The sequence below is a fragment of the Spirosoma pollinicola genome, assembly GCF_002831565.1.
In the GTDB taxonomy this organism is placed as follows: domain Bacteria; phylum Bacteroidota; class Bacteroidia; order Cytophagales; family Spirosomataceae; genus Spirosoma; species Spirosoma pollinicola.
Map to the genome: position 1 here is coordinate 7182015 of NZ_CP025096.1, position 19062 is coordinate 7201076.

Annotated in this window: 16 protein-coding genes; 9 read left to right on the plus strand and 7 right to left on the minus strand. The window is 46.3% G+C overall.

Annotated elements, in window-relative coordinates; all coding sequences use genetic code 11:
- Position 1 precedes the first annotated feature (1 nt).
- Positions 2-703 (minus strand): TolC family protein, encoded by a 702-nt coding sequence (locus CWM47_RS30200; RefSeq protein WP_157816088.1) that lies wholly within the window; start codon positions 701-703, stop codon positions 2-4.
- 526 nt (positions 704-1229) lie between these two features.
- Between CWM47_RS30200 and CWM47_RS30205 the strand changes: the two genes are divergently transcribed.
- Genes CWM47_RS30205 through CWM47_RS30225 form a run of 5 tightly spaced genes read left to right on the plus strand, consistent with a single transcriptional unit; the run spans position 1230 to position 6231 of the window.
- On the plus strand, positions 1230-1664 hold the full coding sequence (locus CWM47_RS30205; RefSeq protein ID WP_100992297.1) for a response regulator transcription factor: 435 nt from the start codon (positions 1230-1232) through the stop codon (positions 1662-1664).
- A 19-nt stretch (positions 1665-1683) separates the two neighbouring features.
- Positions 1684-2856, plus strand: a complete 1173-nt coding sequence (locus tag CWM47_RS30210; RefSeq protein ID WP_100992298.1) for a sugar transferase — start codon at positions 1684-1686, stop codon at positions 2854-2856.
- On the plus strand, positions 2853-3815 hold the full coding sequence (locus CWM47_RS30215) for a glycosyltransferase family 2 protein (protein WP_100992299.1): 963 nt from the start codon (positions 2853-2855) through the stop codon (positions 3813-3815). The genes CWM47_RS30210 and CWM47_RS30215 overlap by 4 nt, the downstream gene beginning before the upstream one ends.
- Positions 3812-4981, plus strand: coding sequence for a glycosyltransferase family 4 protein (locus CWM47_RS30220; protein WP_100992300.1), 1170 nt, complete (start codon positions 3812-3814; stop codon positions 4979-4981). The genes CWM47_RS30215 and CWM47_RS30220 overlap by 4 nt, the downstream gene beginning before the upstream one ends.
- Before the next feature lie 5 nt (positions 4982-4986).
- Positions 4987-6231, plus strand: a complete 1245-nt coding sequence (locus tag CWM47_RS30225) for a glycosyltransferase family 2 protein (protein ID WP_100992301.1) — start codon at positions 4987-4989, stop codon at positions 6229-6231.
- A gap of 54 nt (positions 6232-6285) precedes the next feature.
- Here CWM47_RS30225 and CWM47_RS30230 read toward each other — a convergent pair whose 3' ends face one another.
- Both CWM47_RS30230 and CWM47_RS30235 read right to left on the minus strand, forming a co-directional pair.
- A complete protein-coding gene (locus CWM47_RS30230) occupies positions 6286-7470 on the minus strand; it encodes a glycosyltransferase (protein WP_100992302.1) in 1185 nt (394 codons plus the stop codon).
- A gap of 70 nt (positions 7471-7540) precedes the next feature.
- Positions 7541-8893, minus strand: a complete 1353-nt coding sequence (locus CWM47_RS30235) for a lipopolysaccharide biosynthesis protein (protein ID WP_100992303.1) — start codon at positions 8891-8893, stop codon at positions 7541-7543.
- 254 nt (positions 8894-9147) lie between these two features.
- On the opposite strand from CWM47_RS30235, the gene CWM47_RS30240 reads away from it, so the two are divergent.
- Positions 9148-9828 (plus strand): acyltransferase, encoded by a 681-nt coding sequence (locus CWM47_RS30240; protein ID WP_100992304.1) that lies wholly within the window; start codon positions 9148-9150, stop codon positions 9826-9828.
- On the opposite strand, the gene CWM47_RS30245 is transcribed toward CWM47_RS30240, so the two are convergent.
- A complete protein-coding gene (locus CWM47_RS30245) occupies positions 9719-10879 on the minus strand; it encodes a glycosyltransferase (protein ID WP_157816089.1) in 1161 nt (386 codons plus the stop codon). The two genes, CWM47_RS30240 and CWM47_RS30245, sit on opposite strands and share 110 nt — an antisense overlap.
- Before the next feature lie 288 nt (positions 10880-11167).
- Here CWM47_RS30245 and CWM47_RS30250 point away from each other — a divergent pair, with 288 nt between their 5' ends.
- Positions 11168-12031, plus strand: coding sequence for a glycosyltransferase family 2 protein (locus CWM47_RS30250; RefSeq protein ID WP_100992306.1), 864 nt, complete (start codon positions 11168-11170; stop codon positions 12029-12031).
- Here CWM47_RS30250 and CWM47_RS30255 read toward each other — a convergent pair.
- The gene (locus CWM47_RS30255) at positions 12026-13243 is read right to left on the minus strand and encodes a sensor histidine kinase (RefSeq protein ID WP_100992307.1); all 1218 of its coding nucleotides are present in this window, start codon (positions 13241-13243) and stop codon (positions 12026-12028) included. The genes CWM47_RS30250 and CWM47_RS30255 overlap by 6 nt on opposite strands.
- 80 nt (positions 13244-13323) lie before the next feature.
- A complete protein-coding gene (locus tag CWM47_RS30260) occupies positions 13324-14532 on the minus strand; it encodes an acyl-CoA dehydrogenase family protein (RefSeq protein WP_100992308.1) in 1209 nt (402 codons plus the stop codon).
- A 309-nt stretch (positions 14533-14841) separates the two neighbouring features.
- Between CWM47_RS30260 and CWM47_RS30265 the strand changes: the two genes are divergently transcribed.
- Together CWM47_RS30265 and CWM47_RS30270 are read left to right on the plus strand one after the other, a co-directional pair.
- Positions 14842-15177, plus strand: coding sequence for a Bor family protein (locus CWM47_RS30265; RefSeq protein ID WP_240625528.1), 336 nt, complete (start codon positions 14842-14844; stop codon positions 15175-15177).
- A gap of 27 nt (positions 15178-15204) precedes the next feature.
- On the plus strand, positions 15205-16722 hold the full coding sequence (locus CWM47_RS30270; RefSeq protein ID WP_100992309.1) for an FAD-binding protein: 1518 nt from the start codon (positions 15205-15207) through the stop codon (positions 16720-16722).
- 230 nt (positions 16723-16952) lie between these two features.
- On the opposite strand, the gene CWM47_RS30275 is transcribed toward CWM47_RS30270, so the two are convergent.
- Entirely contained in the window at positions 16953-18914 is a 1962-nt protein-coding gene (locus CWM47_RS30275; RefSeq protein WP_100992310.1) for a glycoside hydrolase family 88 protein, read from the minus strand.
- Positions 18915-19062 lie beyond the last annotated feature (148 nt).

A 19062-nucleotide genomic window follows, 5' to 3' on the forward strand; every position in this document is an offset into this window, starting at 1 on the left:
GTTATCGTTGTAAACGTTGCAGTTGCGCCATTGGAACACCAGCAAGCGTGACCAAATCGAACAGATTCATGGAAACGGCAACGCGTTCCCCTTCAACTTTGGCTTGCGCCTGTGTGTACAATTGTGATGCACTTGAATAATCGGACGCTGCCAGCCGGTTCTCCTTCCAGTTGATTTCTGCCGTCTGAAACGCCACCAGCGCCACCTGTTGCCCTTCTATATACAGCCGCAGCATCCGTTGCGACAACAGCGTTGCCTGATAAATGCGATATAGTTCACGTCGAAGTTCCTGAGCGAGTACGTCGCGCCTGGCCATGGCAAACTTTTGCGTAGCCTGTGCCTGCCTGATGTTGGGTCGGCGGCTTAGCAAGTCACCAACCGAGATGTTGGCATTGAATCCAAACCGATACCCATTGGATAAACTCAGAAGCGGATAGTTTGAATTGTCATTTGTTACCACAGATTGATTGCCTCTGGTTAAACCCGATGTCAGGCCAACACCACTTAGAAATGTCCATTTAAGGGATTGAATGGCGGCTGCTTTACTCTCGATATCGGCGTTTTGCTGTTTAAGCACAGGTGAGTGAAATTGGGCGAGTTCGTAGATACTTTCAAAAGGCAGTAGTTGGGAAGCCAGGTCTTTGTCAATATCCAGATATACCGTATCAACCTGCCCAATTGATTGCCCAAAGCCGTTTGCCATAACACCGACAAAGACAAATAAGGCAAAAATGAAGGGTAGCTGTCTAATTACAGTTAACACTATATATGTATAAATAGCTTGCATTTACTACTATATCTTATAAAATATAAGCTTGCAATTTACGAAATTATATATTTGTTTTGAATACATTGACTATTTTTCAATTAATTTTCATTAACTTATACTATAACATTTGGCATTAATGTTCATTATTCATACTTTTGATTTCTAGTCATAACGTACTATCAGGATCAACCATACCCATAACTAACTACTGGTCAATAATTTAACTCGAATTCCGTTACCCATTTACTATTAAAAACAAGTAATAACAAGTGAGGTTTATATTTAAATAAATCAATATTGTAGTTAAATAATTCAACTCAATGGTTTATTTTGTCACTGCAAGGGCTAAAAAACACAATAAACTAACAAAATTCGCTTTATTTACTTTTTTTATTTTTAATAAACTTATAGTTTGCTATATTTGAATTGAATCCTCAATAAAAAGCAATAATAAACCTTAATGGAAAATCGATACCATATACTACATATAGATGATGATGTCTATATAAGAAAAATTATTCAGCTCACGATGAGTGCTGAATTTGACATTAGCTCCTGCACAAATGGCATAGAAGCGATGGCCTGGCTCGAAAAGGGCAACTTGCCTGACATTATTCTCACTGATTTGCGCATGCCACAGCTGGACGGACAGGAGCTGATTGCGTTAATCAGGAACAGTTCCATTTATCGAACTGTACCCATTATTGTGCTGTCGAGCATGGAAGATAGCTCATTGAAAATTACCTGCATAGAGCAGGGAGCAGATGATTTTATTGTGAAGCCTTTTAACCCTCTGGAGGTGAAAGCCAAGATCAAAGCCATTCTGCGTCGGACCAGTGAACGCCAGAACTTCCGATCAAATTTTGACTCAACACGCTTAAGTCCACTTCGTTAGTTTTTCTTCCTACACCTGTATGCTTACGGAATCGATCACTCAAGAGGGCGTTTATCACGTCCTTTATGTTGAAACTAGCCCGCATAAAATTGCGGAATTTGAGCAGGCTTTTTCGCAAATGGTAACTCTAACGGTCGTTTCCAGCCGGGGAGAAGCTATTAAACTTTTGCAGGAAGGAAAAGAAGTTGATCTGGTCATTATTAATGATGAACTGGGTGGCCTCAAATTCCTGAATACTATTGATTCGTCCAGAATCAAACATGCATTTTCCACGATGCTGCTCAGTGCTGGTGCTGAAACCGACATGAACGTTCAGGCCGAGGGAAAGCCCATAATCGATATATTCCCACTCGATTTTGATGAAAATGCGCTTCGAAACCGAATGGCTTACCTGGTTCGCAGAAAGAAATACAATGAAATTGGGCACGAACTAGAGAACGCCCGAAAGCAACGAATTCCTTTTGGAAAACGGTTTTTCGATATAGCGGTTTCTTTTACTGTTTTGTTGTGCATATCTCCCCTGCTCCTGGTCGTTGCTGCTTTTATTCGACTCGACTCCAAAGGGCCTATTTTTTATAAATCCAGGCGAATTGGCATGGGGTATAAATTATTTGATATGTACAAATTCCGAACCATGCGCACCGGTTCGGATAAGCTGATAGCGGGTATGGCTTCGCAGAATATGTACAAATCAGCCTTGCCCGAACAGGCAGCCGATGAACTCTGCGACACATGCAAACTGGCAGGCACACAGTGCCAACGTCCTTTGTTTCAAGATAATATGCAGGTTTGTGAAATACAGGTGCAGCGTACGCGCAAAGCGAAGGCTATGTTTATGAAGTTTAAGGAAGACCCTCGCGTTACCCGGCTTGGCAAGTTTTTGCGCAATACAAGCATCGACGAGTTACCCCAACTGATCAATATTCTTAAAGGCGATATGTCGTTTGTCGGCAACCGGCCGCTACCGCCCTACGAAGCGGAGAAACTGACCACAACTGCCTATGCCCGCCGATTTGCCGCACCCGCTGGCCTAACCGGTCTTTGGCAGGTTACCAAACGGGGCAAGGCTGGTGTATCAGATCAGGAACGGATACAACTGGATGCCCTTTACGCAAAAACGTACTCATTCAAAGTAGACCTGATCATTTTAATCAGAACCGTCAAAGCCGTTTTTCAGAAAGAAAATGTATGAGGTCTGTCCCGCTCGTATCACTAATTACCCTCAATTTTAATCAGGCAGAGCTAACCTGTGCATTACTGGAATCCATTCAGCGATTGTCTTATCCTGCCATTGAGGTCATTGTCGTCGATAATAATTCCGAAGAAGACCCGACTGAGTTAATCAGAAAGCGAAATTTCAAGGACATAAAAGTCATTGTAACCGACAAAAACCTGGGTTTTGCCGGTGGCAACAACGTGGGCATTCGGCAAGCGAAAGGAGATTATGTTTTGCTTCTGAATAACGATACAGAAGTGACACCCGATCTGATTGAACGCTTGCTGGAACCATTTGAGCATGACACTACCCTTGGGGTGACGTGCCCAAAAATTCGGTATTTCCAGGAGCCAACGGTCATACAATACGCAGGCTACACGCCCTTAAACCAATACACGGGGCAGGCATGGTCCATTGGAAGTCATCAGGAAGACATTGGCCAGTTTAATACATCAGGCATAACTCCTTTTGCTCATGGTGCTGCCATGATGGTAAAACGGGAGGTTCTTGAGCGAGCCGGTTTATTACCCGAACTGTATTTTCTGTATTACGAAGAACTCGACTGGTGCTGCCGGATTATTCAGGCAGGCTACAAAATTTACTACCAGTCCTCGGCGCTTGTCTTTCATAAAGAGTCGATGACCGTAGGCAAAGGAAATCCGATGAAGGTCTATTATCAAACCCGAAATCGGATAGTTTTTATGCGCCGAAACGTGTCATCGCTCTCGCTGCTCATCTTTTCAATTTACTTCACCGCACTGGCACTGCCAAAAGCGGTACTTATCTATTGTCTCAGAGGTCAGTTTCTTTTCTTGAAAGCCTTTTTGCAGGGCGTTAGGTGGAACCTTCATCATACCGTCGAACGCCCAACCGTATCTACTCAACAAACTACACTGATAGATAATGATTTAGTGACACTAAAAGCAAGTGTATGAGAATTGGAATCGAAGCGCAGCGATTGCTACGACCTCATAAACACGGTATGGATATTGTGGCGCTGGAACTCATTCGTGCGCTTCAACAACTCGATCATGAAAATGACTATTTCATATTTGTTCGTCCGGATGTGGATGAACAATGTCTGAATCTTCACGATAATTTTACATTGGTGAAAGTACCGGGAGCAAATTATGTACACTGGGAGCAAGTAGCACTTCCCCGAGCTATTCGTACCTATAAATTAGATGTATTACACTGTACCGCCAATACCGCTCCCCTACTCCTGAATATACCATTGATTCTGACGCTGCATGATGTACTTTTCTTAAATCCAAGCCAGGGAATCAATACAGCCACTCTTTATCAGAAATTCGGGAACAGATATCGAGCCTTGCTGGTACGTCGGTTAGTATCGCGTTGCCAGGCCATTTTAACGATATCCAAACACGCCGAACAGGAAATAATAGACGCCCTTCGTATTCCTCAATCTCAGATAAAGGTTCTTTATAATGCGGTTAGTGATCGATTTATGGCCCCTGTTACAGATACGAAACTGGCTGAGGTTCAAAAGAAGTATAAGCTACCGGCTCGCTATTTCTTTTTTCTTGGAAGTACTGATCCACGTAAAAATCTGAAAAACGTTTTATTGGCGTTTCTTAAATACAGTCAAACAGATACCGATGTTCGTTTATTAATCAGTGGCAGGCTCCCGGATTTCCTGCATCGCTTACTAACCCCAGATGAATATGCGTATATAGAGCAGCGTTGCCAATTCGTCGGATACATACCCGATGAAGATCTTCCTGCATTATATACGTTGGCCGAAATTTACCTTTTCCCATCCATTAGTGAAGGGTTTGGTTTACCAATTTTAGAAGCCATGGCTTGTGGTACACCGGTGATTACCAGCACGCTAACGGCTATGCCCGAAGTGGCCGGAAACGCAGCTTTGCTGGTTGACCCGTTTAATCCCGACAGCATTACCGATGCAATGCAACAGTTGGTCAACAAGCCGCAACTTCGCCAACAGCTGGTTAAGCGCGGGCATGAACAGATAACTCATTTCTCCTGGAAAAAAACGGCTGAACAGGCACTTGATATCTATAAATTATTCGAACCGGCTAGCCAAACGACTCTTTCTCATTTTCATACACTCGCATAATCGTCATGCAATTTTTTCTTCTGGTATGCCTCGGCATAGTCGCCTACACGTATGTAGGATACGGAATTCTGATTACACTGCTGGTTAAGATCCGCAGTAGTATAAAACCTCGTTTGCCACTGGCAGATGACGACAACTATACACCTATGGTAACGCTGGTGATGGCAGCCTATAATGAAATGGGCTGCCTGTCGGCAAAGCTAAAAAACTCCCGTGAATTAGATTACCCCGCCAAAAACCTCAAGCTTTTGTTCGTGACCGAAGGGTCGACAGACGGGTCGACAGCCTGGCTGGAATCGATTCGGGCAGATGGCGACAGTCAGATCGAGGTATTAGGCGGAAATGAACGGGCGGGCAAAGTAGCCGCTATGAATCGGGCAATGACGCATGTTAAGACGCCTATTGTCATTTTTAGCGATGCAAATACACAACTCAACACACGGGCAATTCGTAATCTGGTACGTCATTTTCGAGATGAAACGGTTGGGGCTGTTGCTGGCGAAAAACGAATAGAAGTACTCGACAGCGAATCGGCAGCGGGCTCAGGCGAAGGGCTATACTGGAAATATGAGTCTTATTTAAAAAAGAAAGATGCACAATTGCATACCGTTGTAGGCGCTGCGGGCGAATTATTCACCTTACGGACATCTCTATACGAGACCGTTGAACCCGATACGCTGCTCGATGATTTTATTATTTCGCTTCGAATTGCCGGTCACGGCTACCGGGTTGAGTACGAACCGGATGCCTATGCCCTTGAGCGCCCTTCTTTTTCTATAGACGAAGAAAAAAAGCGAAAAGTACGTATTGCCGCCGGGGGCTTCCAGTCGATCATGCGCTTGCTGTACTTGCTAAATATTGGGCGCTATGGCTGGTTAACTTTCCAGTATGTATCGCACCGGGTATTGCGCTGGGCGGTAACGCCTTTTTGTCTGCCATTAATCTGGCTGGCAAATCTGGCATTGATCGTACCCGTTGATCAGGCCACCAGTAACCCATTATACCTATTATGGGTCGTGTTTTTTGCTGGCCAGTGTCTTTTTTATGGAGCCGCCTACGTAGGCTATCGCCTGGAGCACCGGGAAATCAGGGTGAAAGCATTGTTTGTTCCCTTTTACTTCACCTTCATGAATGTTTGTGCAATTCTGGGCTTTATGCGTTACTGGCGGGGCAATACCTCGGGCGTGTGGGAAAAAGCCCGCCGGGCTGATGACGTTGATGTTAATCTAGTCAGTAAGTCAGTCAGTTGATAAGTCAGTCAGTAGCTTTCGCGAGGCCGGTTAGTCAATTACTAACTTATCAACTTACTGACTGACCGACTCCTTTTCACCATGTGGGGTGTGGAGGAACTGATTTTTAGCCGTTTTCATATTATATATTGACTTCAGAAAACTGGTAAAGAGTACCGGTAGTTTCAGTAACTCGGCCAGGCCGATCTGTTTGACTAAAGCTCTGGGCGTTGATATGTAGAATGTAAGCAGTAAAAGTGTTAATTGGCTTGCTGTAAAGAAGAAGAAGAACGTACTGCCTACTAAAGAACTGACCAGTATGCCAATTACCAAACTACCCATCAATAAAATTCGGGGCGGCAGCATTGTTTGAAACACTTTGTCGGCATAGTCGATATTGCCGGTAAACAGGGCTTTCAGACCCGGCCAGAAATTCAGTCGCATGTATTTATACTGAGCAGCAATCCAACGGGTGCGCTGGCGCTCGAAAATTGCTTCATTCGATACTTTTTCATCATACACAAGTGCAGTAGGCAGATAAGCAAACGAGATTCCCTGACTTAGCAATCTCATTTCCAACTCCTTATCAAATCCGCCAACAGCCTGTACAGCGGGCATTATCCCTTTTAACAACGCATAGTCAAAGGCCATTCCTGAGCCGATCAAAGCCGCCGAAAGCCCTACGGCCCGATGGCCCTGACGGAAAATATGGTTGTTAATTTCCTCACTGATCGCATCCAGCACCGCTACACTATTATTGGTATTTTTAGCCACCCGGTGGCCCTGCAAAATACGGCAGCCCCGTTGAAAAGCCGTATCTACCTGTTGTAAAAAATCAGGTGCCATCAGGTTGTCGGCATCCAGAATGACGGCTACATCGTAGACTGCGGGCAATTGTCGAAAAGCCACATTAAGCGCTTTTGATTTGGTCGATTTATCAAAAACTACTTCAATCACCTTAATCGGGAGCTTTCGTAAAGTCTCCACGGTCTCGGCGCGCAACGAATCAGCGATAACGATAATATCGTACATCGACGCCGGATAATCCTGAAGCAATCCATGCTGCGCCGACTCCAGAATAACCGCATCTTCCTTATAGGCAGGAATCAGAACAGCAATTCGTCGGTTTGTATCCGAATTAAATCGAACCATCCGTTGAATTTTCCGAAGTCGGCCTGCAATCGCGAAAAACGAGAGGTAAACCGTGACGAAAGCCGTGTAACCAAAAACGATTGCCGCAAGCAGTTTAAGTATAAGCATGGTATTTACATTTACGATGGAGATACAGATTGATTAAGGAAGAGTTGATTAAGTTATTTTATAGTGATGGTTAGCGGGCCCATTCATGCCGAACATGTTTGACAAATTGTTGTATTGACCCCAATCCTGTGTGCATGGCAGTGAGTAGCGATACGGGCGCAAACCTCCGCAAAAACTGGAACCCTAAAAGCAATCCCAGCAGGAATGTGGCGATAGAAACGAACGCGACCCCAACCACCGAATGGAAAACCTGAATGGCGATCACGTCACCAATCACATTGACAGCCAGCATACAAATGACCTTCACCAGATTTAATTGGGGTTTATTGACAACGTCCAGTCCAACACCTGCATACCGATCCAGTGGCAGGATGAGTGCGTAGATCATGAAAAAGCGCAAAACGTTGCTACTATCGCTAAAGCCATTTCCGCCCAATAGTTGCACAAGTGGTTGAGCGGCCAGAAAACCGCAAATCGACAAAGGGAGCAATGCTATCCAAAGGCGACCAGCCTGTTGATTGAAAAAAGTAGCCCATGCCTGTATGGATTGATTGGCATACAGTTGGGCCAATCGGGGCATATCGGTAATTACAATACTTCGAATAGGCATTTCGATCAGTTCAAGCAATCGTTGTGGCAACGTATAAATAACCACCGCTTCGGGACCTAAAAGTGCCCCAATCAACAATCTGTCTGAGCTGCGTAATAAGTTAGAAACCAGCAGCGAAACCATACTGAATCGTCCAAAATCCAGTAAACGTCTACGCTCCTGCGCCGTTCCAGTAAACAATGTGCCACCCTGCGCCCAGCCCGCCAGTAAAACTCCCAGTCCAATTAATCCATGCGTGAGGGTATAGGTCGCCAGAAGGTACGTACTATCCAGACGATTTGTGTAATGACCAATCGCAATAAAGGCCAGAAACAGTACCTGAACACCCACTCGCACGGCCTGCATCGACTTAAATCGGGAACGGGACTGAAGCAACCAGCCACTGATGTTAACGGGCAATGCCACGATACTCAATCCGACTATCCAGCCAGCGAGAACCGGCCATTGCTCACCATAACCAATTACTCTAGCTACGACAACAACGATGCCAATCAGGACCGTCATCACACCAAGAAATGCTCCGGATAGTTGCCAGGCTGCCCCCGCCCATCGCCTGATCATGGGCAGTGTGGTTTCTGCGGCTAAGTGACGGATAAGTGCATTAAGAATTAAACCGGAGCGAAGCGCATCAGCCAGTGAATAGACCGTTAGAAATAAAATCCATATACCGAACTCACCTTTACTGCATAAGCGGGCTAACAGAGCCAGCGTCAATAAACCCAGGATGGCTGATAAGCCATTACCCGCCAATGACACAAACGCGTTCGTTCGTAAGAGCCGCTGGCCAGTTTCGTATAGTGATTTTATAGTCATGACAGAACGGCGGGTGATAAGCTCCTATCGTGGATAGCAATATCAACTACCCGTGCAACAGTATTTAGACACTAAATAGGCTATAGTACAGATAAACGTCAATACATCCGCTATATAGAAAAGGCATATTAACGCTTTTTATTAATTATTTAACAAATATATATATATTTACTTTATCAATTTCAAATAAAGTAAATCATAAATTCTATCGAATTAGTGTTGTGCTTTCATCACCGTAAACTCGCCTATTCAGCATGACTATTTTAGCGTCTATTAAAAACAACAGCCACACAAAGAAATGGTTGCATTACCTCCTTATTCCAAAAGGGCAGGCCCGACCACGTAAATGGGTGAGCTGGTTTGTCAATCCGTTTATCCACAAAAAAGGCAGTAACAGCCGTATTTGCTCCTCTGTTCGGCTTGACGTTTTACCATTCCGGCGTTTCGAATTAGGTCAGCAATCAACCATAGAAGACTACTGCGTTGTCAACAATGGTGTAGGCGATGTGCTGGTTGGTGCCAATACACGGGTGGGCATTGGCAGTATCCTTATTGGGCCTGTTTCTGTTGGTAATCAAGTGATTATTGCCCAACACGTCGTCATCTCCGGTCTTAATCATGGCTATCAGGACATTCATGTACCCATTCGATTGCAACCAGTTAGCATACTTCCGGTTGTACTTGACGATGAATGCTGGGTTGGCTCTAATTCGGTTATTACGGCTGGTGTTCAAATAGGTAAACATGCTATCGTAGCCGCTGGTAGTGTGGTAACAAAAAACGTTCCAGCTTTCTCGGTGGTAGCAGGTAACCCGGCGCGGGTCATTAAACTATATAATCCGGAACTACAGTGTTGGGAGAAAGTGTCGACTTCTGCGCCAGCACGTTCGCCAATACCTCCCCAAATTGCCGACCTCGATTTTCCCATGAATTAGCCTCAGCGAATAACAATCGTTGTTTTGGTAAATCTGGATTTGTTTCGACCAGTGCGGCCTCTATGGCGGCAATAAATTCATCGGCTGATGGACTTATCGAAACAACTGGCTCAAAGGCGGTTAAGTCGGTGAAATTTGTACTGACAACCGGTAAACCAGCCGCTAAATACTCATTGATTTTCAGCGGATAGATAGCCTTGGTCTGCTCATTTAAGTAAAACGGAATTAAGCCTACGTCCATTTTCGTCAAAAATTCAGGCAAACTGGAAGGCGGTTGTGAACCGGCGAGCATTACATTCGAAAATCGACCTAACCGCTGGGCCAGTGCCGGATCCGGTACCCGCCCCACAAACAGGAAACGAAAGTCAGGAAACTGATGGAAGCACCGTTCCAGTAAATCAATATCCAATCGATTGTCAATGGAGCCTATATAACCAATCGTTTTTGACTCCCGGTTAATGCGCGACACATTGGCCCGACGAAACAGGGGTATATCGACGCCATTTTCAACCAGAAAGCAATTTGGTTGTAACCGGCGTTTGCTGGTGTACAAGCTATTGGAGGACGTAATAACGGCATCGGCCTGTTGCAGCAGTTGCTCTTCGGCCACCTGCCCGTGTGCCCGACTCCAGGTTTCAGCCTCGATGGCGTCGTAGCAATAATAAACAAGTGCTTTTTCGGATAGCTTACCCGCCATACCAATGCCTACGGTTGGATGAAGGGCATTCAGAACAATAGGCGTTTTGAAGCCCAAACGCTGCATAGCCCGTCGGGTACTTTTTGTAATTCGGTGGGTATTCCACCGCAGCAAAGCGTTATATAGCCAACCCGGACGGAGTTGATTTATGGGTAACATGGGGGGAGGAATCAGCACATATACTTCGCGACCATCATCGAGCTGATGACAGGAAAGGCGATCCTTGTAGCCAATTACCTGAGCCAGTGGAATTTGCTTTTGTTTTCGAAAATACTGCCATATATCCTTGACCGTACAGGCATAGTTTACAAAAAGCACTTGGTTATCGCCCGATAGCTCGGATAGCAGCTGCATAGTCGACTTTGTATAATCATTTTCCCAATTCAACAGCCCTACACCAACAATATCATGTCCCTTTAACATATGGTCGTTATATCCGGATTTAGTAGAGGTGAAGACATAATTGGTCTACCAGCATATCCTTATTAACAAAAGTAATTATTTTGAAAATAAAAAGTGTAATTAGCTCATAAACAATAAACTAAAATACTTAATATTGCCAGTATTAATGCTTAAAAAGCCATATCTATACCGTTTCCCAATAAGTATTTTATATCTCCGAACTTGTTAAATGCATTTACTATGAGACTGTTTACCATACCTGAATGGGTACAGAAACACACCCAATTTGCTGGAAAAGGAAGCACGATCAGCGCAAATGAGCTTCAATCGTTAAAAGCTAACTTACAGCAATTCAGCGTATCAGACCCTGAAGTATCCATTGTTATTCCAGCTTATAACGAAGAAGAAAACATCCTTCAGACCCTCTCGTCGCTTGCTTGTTTGAAAACATCGTATCGTACAGAACTGATTGTGGCTAACAATAACTCTGCCGATAGAACGCAGGAGCTTCTTGATTTGTGTGGTGTGCAGTCAGTCTTTGTCGCCGATCAAGGCATAAGCTACGCCCGCCAGGCAGGCCTCGATAAAGCGAGAGGTACGTATATTGTTAGCGCCGACGCTGATAGTCTGTATCCTCCTGATTGGCTCGATGCGCTGGTAACACCGCTGAAACAACCGAATATTGCCTGTTCGTACGGCACCTATTCCTTTATCCCCAGCGATAACAAAGCACGTTTTCCACTGGGTTTACATGAACTGACGTCTGAGACATTCAAAAAAATCAAGCGAAAAAACCGGGAATTTGTTGATGTCATGGGCTTCAACTTTGCTTATCGCAAAGCAGATGGTCTGGCCGTTGGCGGCTTCCGGCATGACCTCGACCGTAAGGCAACGGGTCGGTCTGAAGATGGCTGGATGGCCTATTGTTTATCCCAAAAGGGCGCACTTCATCGGGTTAGCTCCAGTAATGCGCGGGCCTGGACTGGTGACCGACGTTTAATGGAGTCGGGCAGTTTAGGAAAAGCCTATTTGTTCCGGGTGAAAAAAGAGATGAAACGATTGAATTTGTACTTCACCCGCAAGGGAGTTGTTAAACCGTTATAATGGAAGATATACACTGAATGTAGTACCCTGACCGAGCTGGCTGCTGGCTGCAATTACGCCCCCGTGATTGGTCACTACTTTTTCGCAAATTGCCAGGCCAATGCCCGTACCGGCATACTGGCTGACCCCATGAAGTCGCTGAAAGACCTGAAAAATTCGATCTACGTATTTTTCATCAAAACCAATGCCGTTATCTGCCACATCAATCCGGCAGTATTTGTCAGCCTCTCTGACAGGCTGCACCAATGTAGGCAAGTTCCCAGCCTCTACTACGTCTGCGCGAACAATTATAACAGGTGGTATACCTATCCGGCCAAACTTGATGGCGTTGCTCAGTAAATTTTGAAAGAGTTGGGTCAGTTGCGACACATCGCCCTGCACCTTTGGTAGGGGCCCAAGTTCAACCTCGGCACCGGTTTCCTGAATGGACAATTCCAGATCAAGAAGAACGTCGGTTACAATATCGGTTAAGGATACCCACGACATGGCCTCTTTCCGGATAGAGAGACGGGAGAAAGTCAGCAAGTCTTTAATAAGTGTTGACATCCGGCGGGCCGCAACCTGCATACGTTCCAGATACGTAATGCCATCGCCAAGTTCTATCGTATACTGGTCTTTTAGTATATCGCCAAATGACTGGATTTTACGCAGTGGCTCCTGCAAATCATGCGAGGCTATGTAAGCAAACTCAGCCAGATTCTCATTCGATTTCTTGAGTTTCTGGTTGGCTTCCTTAAGTGCCTGCGTGCGTTCAGTAACCCGCTGCTCCAACACCTCGGCGCTCTGTCTCAGCGCTTCCTGCGCCTGTTTCAATTCCGTTATATCGAAAACAATACCGTTGAAACGAAGGATCTGGCCCTCCTCATTTAAAATGGTTCTACCTTTTGCCTGAACCCACCGATATGTTTCGTCTTCCCGCTGGGTTCTAAAGATTACGTTATGGTCACCGTCACTGTGGGGGCTTAGTATCCGGGCATTGGCCTGCGCAACGCGTTCCTGATCATCTGGATGAACCTTGGCCAGCAGCGTGGCCGATGTGATATGCATATCGGCTGGCAGGCCAAATAACTTCTTGCAAATATCTGACCATTGCGCCTGATTTGTTTCCAGATTATAATCCCACGTACCCACCTGAGCAGCTTGTAAGGCCAGTCGTAGTTGCTCAATTTCCAGAGCGGCTTCGTTATCAAAAGAGGTTTCTATGCCCGTCATTTGTTACCCGGTTAGTTTACTCAATTAACCAGCTAGCTAAGGTAGGGTAAATCAGGCATAGTCAAAACCGACAGTCTCTCTTATTTGAACGCGGGAATACCCGTGATTTCGGCGCCCAGAATAAGTAGTTGAATATCATGGGTTCCTTCGTAGGTACTTACCGATTCAAGGTTCATCAGGTGGCGCATAATTGGGTAATCGCCCGAGATTCCCATAGCACCCAGAATCTGGCGGGCTTCGCGGGCAACCCGCAACGCCATCTCTACATTACTGCGCTTTGCCATCGAAATCTGTGCAACGGTGGCTCTGTCTTCGTTTTTAAGCATTCCAAGTCGCCAGCAAAGCAATTGTCCCTGAGTAATATCGGTCAGCATTTCGGCCAGTTTTTTCTGCACCAACTGAAAACTAGCAATGGGTTTGCCGAACTGAATCCGTTCGAGAGCGTACCGACGAGCCACTTCATAGCATTCCATAGCTGCACCCAACGCGCCCCAGCTTATGCCGTAACGAGCCTGCTCCAAACATTTGAGCGCACTTTTCAGGCCAAAAGCTTCGGGCAGAATGTTTTCTTTAGGGACCTGAACATCGTTAAAAATGAGTTCGCCGGTAGTGCTGGCCCGTAGCGACCATTTGTTCTTTATCTCAGCTGAGGTAAATCCTTCCAAGCCCCGCTCGACAATCAATCCACGTACTTTACCCTGATCATTTCTGGCCCAGACAATAGCAATATCAGCAATATTGGCATTGGTGATCCAGAGTTTCGAGCCGTTGAGCAGGAAATAATCACTGCGTTCAATAAAATTGGTTTCCATACCACCAGGGTCAGAGCCGTGGTTGGCTTCGGTGAGGCCAAAGCACCCGAGCAATTCGCCTGTTGCCAGACGAGGCAGGTATTTTTGTCGCTGAGCCTCGGTACCAAAGGCCCAAATCGGGTACATCACCAGCGAGTTTTGTACCGATACAATCGAGCGCATCCCCGAATCGCCCCGCTCAATTTCCTGCGTCATCAGGCCATACGAAATCTGATCCAGCCCTCCCCCGCCATACTCTGTCGGAATGGTCGCACCAAATACCCCGATCTGCCCAAATTTCGGCACGATATGACTTGGGAACTCGGCCCGTTGGGCATATTCCTCGGCAATGGGCGTAATCTCACGCTTTACAAAATTGCGTACAGCCGACCGAACCAGTTTGTGTTCAGCCGTGAGTAAGTCATCAAGACAGTAGAAATCCGGCGACTCAAACGAGTCGACCTTATTCCGGGACGAGGTTAGGGTTGGGGATTGCATAGGGGGTTAACTTGAAAAAAGTGGGGCTTGTTACCAGATGATCTAATTTCCTTAAAACTATTTAGCGTAAATAACTTTTCGCACAGTTAGGCTTAATTCCATGTATACTACTCATTATCAGAAGACAATACACACATTCATACCGTACTTACCGATAACTAACTATCGCTTACCCTTCCCTCAATTTATTCAGCAGGTAATTCTTTCGCTTAGTACCTATGCATGAGGCTAATTCTACCGCACACTTGCCTTAAAGTCAGTTCGTTATATCTTCCACCCTGAGTTAATCACTCTTGAAACGCACCAGTCATGAAATCTACAACGCGTTTACGGATTCAACAAATCTCGCTGGTGAGTCTACTGTTTTTTACGCAGAGTTGTTATCACTATCGCATTACGACCTCAAAATTTGATCCGTCGACCGGCTATCAGAAAAAAACAGCGCACGCCTTTTTTTGGGGTTTGGTTCAGAAAAATGTTATTGCCACGAACTGCGATTCGCTGAATCTCAAAAGCCTCGACGAAGTTCGAATTACCAGCAACTTTGGCTATTCGGTCATTACGGTTGCTACGCTGGGCATCTGGAGTCCCGTCCAGATCGAATGGAAATGCCCAAAGCCCTGCCCCCACGAAGGTGAATTATAATTTTCATGCTCCAAACCACCACACCCCATGCGCATTCATCCCACCAACCAACGGAAATGGAAACCCCGCCATGAAACCTTCGAACAAGGTATCGAAAATCTATATGATTTAGTGAATGACGAGACAGATAGTATCGTTGATGATTACAACTCAACAACGGTCGGCATTCAGAAAATCATTGCGGAAGCTGTTCAGAAGAAACGCCACCTTCGCGCTATCGGTGGCGAATGGTCGTTCACGAAAATCTCCGCTACCGATGGCATCCTGCTTAATACGAAACTCCTGAATCTGACGATAAAAATCACCCCGTCGAGTGTTCAGGCCAGCTACCCAAAAACCGCCGATGATCTGTTTTTTTGTCAATGCGGGGTATCCGTTCAGGAAATAAGCGACAGGCTGCGAAAACGAAAACGGTCGCTCATGACATCGGGGGCCAGCAACGGACAAACTATCGCCGGAGCATTATCGACCGGCACGCACGGGTCGGCCTTCGATGTTGGTTCCATCTCGAATTTTGTGGTTGGCCTTCACATCATTGTCAGCCCAACCCGGCACGTCTGGCTCGAAAAGAAGTCGTATCCGGTAGCGTCGACGTCATTCGTCAGGAAGATCAACGCCGAACTGGTCCAGGATGATGAGTTGTTCAACGCGGCTCTGGTTAGCTTTGGGAGCTTTGGCTTTATCCACGGCGTCATGATCGAAACAGTTCCCCTTTTCCTGTATGAGTGTTATCGGGAGCGAATGCTGATAGATGATGCGTTGTTAACGCTGATGACAACGCTTGACTTTACAGACTCTGCGTTGCCCTGCGGCAATGAGCGACCCTATCATTTTCAGGCCTTACTCAACTTGTATGACATGGATAACGGCGCTTATATGACCAGCATGTACAAGCGCCCCTATACGGATAAATACACGCCCCCGGAAATTACATTAGGTGCTATTGGCCCCGGCGACGATGCACCCTCGTTTATCGGAAAGCTGACCGAAGGCCTGCCATCGCTGGTTCCGGCAATCGTGAACGCCCTCACAAACTCAACCTACAAGCCGTTCAGTAAGGTGATGGGTACGCATGGTGAAATCTTCTCAAACACTGATATTCACGGCAAAGTGCTTAGCACGGCTATCGGGGTAGATGTTTCGAACGTGTTGCGAGTGAAGGACATAATACTGGACCTCAATGAAACAAATGGTCCTTTTACGGGTGTCGTGGCGTTTCGGTATGTAAAAGGCACCGATGCCGTTCTGGGTTTCACCAGGTTCCCAACTACCTGTGTAATTGAACTGGACGGTATTTTTTCGAACCGCACGATTACATTTTGCGAAGCCTTGTGGGATACGTTAGAGACCGAGTCGATTCCGTTCACGTTTCACTGGGGCAAGATTCTGAAGCTGACAAAAGACCGTCTGCGCATGATGTATTCAGATACCAACGTTGACCGATGGATAGCCGCCCGAAATAAATTGATGCAGGATGCAGACTGCATGCGTGTGTTCACAAACGATATGATGACTGAGCTTGGATTAAATACCGTTTTGACTTGAGTACAGTTGCTGTACCTATGGGCTTTAGCCCGTAATTCGCCAAGTACCTAAATTGAGCTTAATCTCTCCCTGGCCTATATGGCCCAGACTGCCAGACCAACCAACTGCACTGCGAAGCAACTGAATACACTAGGGTTGTCATAAAATTGGAACGCGGATTGAACGGATTGAACGGATTTGCACAGATTCTATATCCGTCCAAATCCGTTCAATCCGCGTTCTATATTTTCTTATTTACCACTAACCAGCCACGTAGCCAGGTCTTTTGCCGCCTGAAAGTTCTGGAACTTAGCCGGAATCCGGCGACCATCTACATATTCGTTGTACAGCCAGGGGTCGCCCACAGCAAACACGCGGCCCTTACCCACATTCGCAACACCCATAATCACATCGCCCGAATCGGTTACGACCGCTTTGGCTGGTGCCTTCACATCGAGCGGAGCCAACTCTTTAATATAAACTGTTTGAGTATGAGGGAATATACTATTTCCGGCGGGGATGCTAATTGTACCCTGATCCCACTGTGTTCCCTGCACCATGTTCCGATTTTTCGGCAGAAACTGCATTCCAAAGCGGGCAGCTAACTGACCGAAATGTTTATGCTCACAGTTCGATGTATCGTTGGCCATCAGCACCAGCGTACCACCCGCCCGTACCCAGGCATCAATCGCATTGATATCAGTTTCGCTAACGTAATTTGGTTTGGCTGTTTCCTTTGGCGTATCGGGGTCGACGATAATGTAAACGTCTACGCCTTTAAGCGAAGTTGCCGTTGGTGCACCAGATATGGTAGTTGTCTTAGCCCCCAGATTCTGAAAGATGTTGCCCCACCAGAAAAATCCCGAGTGCATCCGGTCGTCCCAGAGGTAATGAAAGGGTTCCTGTTCGCCTGTTGCGCTCTTCCGAAATTCGTGGTTGAAGTAGTTATCGACGGCCACCGTTTTCCCCTTCCCAATACTACGATCAGCCGGTGCGCCGGACCCTGCTATTTCCATTTCGACGCTAGCCATAATGAACGGCCCCACACCTTTCAAATCATCCTGACGCAGCGGTTCGCTCAGGTAATAGTCATAACTCCCATCGCGGTATGGCGTACCGCCCAGACCACCCACCAGCACGGTTTTCTCTAAGTGAATCTGGCCTTTGGCATCGGTCGAAATAAAGTTTTTCAGCATGCCGTCATATCCCTTTCGGGCTGATGCCAGCATCGTTTCGGGCAAATACCCCATCCGAACGCCTTTAGCAATGGCATAAACGAACATACCAGTGCCCGATGCCTCGACGTAGTTGCTCTTCTCACCTGGGCGATCTGTTACCTGATACCAACAGCCAGATTTCGGGTCCTGATACGTTACAATGGCAGGTATCGTCCGTTGCAGAATCGTGATCAGTTCAGCACGGCGAGGGTACGATTGCGGAATATAGTCCAGCACATCGACCAGTGCCATCACGTACCAGCCCATTGCCCGGCTCCAGAAATTGGGCGACTTACCCGTTTCTTTATTAGCCCATTTCTGCGCCCGGCTTTCATCCCAGCCATGATAGAGCAGGCCCGTTTTAGCATCGCGGGCATGGTTTTCCATCCACACAAACTGATTCACAATGTCGTCGAAATCCTTCTTATCCGTTCCGGCTGCACCGCCATATAATTTAGTATACTCCGCATAGAATGGCTCAGCCATGTACAAACCATCGAGCCACATCTGGTAAGGGTATCGTTTTTTATGCCAGAAACCGCCTTCGTTGGTACGAGGTTGCTGCGCCAATTGCTGACGAAGAACCGCAGCAGCTTTGCGGTATTTTTCATTGCCGGGCAGCGATTGCTGAGCCAGCATTAACAACGACCGACCGGGCGTTATATAGTCGATATTGTATTCATCCATTTTATAGGTTCGAATAGTGCCGTCGGCGTTTACATATCGATCCATATTTTTCTGGATATACTGGAAATAGCGATCATCGGCGGTGCGGTACCATACTTGCTCGATGGCTTGCAGGATAACGCCCATTTCATACTCCCAGTGGGCATCTTTACCCTCCTTCACATACGCTATAGAATCGGCATTGTTGGCCATGATGGTAGCTACCATACGTTGCGACCAGGGCGTATTGCGGTCGGGCGGGGCGGTCGTTGACTGCGCTAGTACTATATGGCTAAAAACCAGCAGGCAACCCAAAAGACTGAACTTCATCGTCGTTTTTCTTGATTATTACCCTAAATAGAACATTAAAGCCTGATTCTACCCTACTATTCAAGGCTAAATTGCTGAACCAAACGACCTCTATACGCTCCACGTAAGGAATCTGGCAGAAATCAGACTGAAAGAACCCAAAGCCATG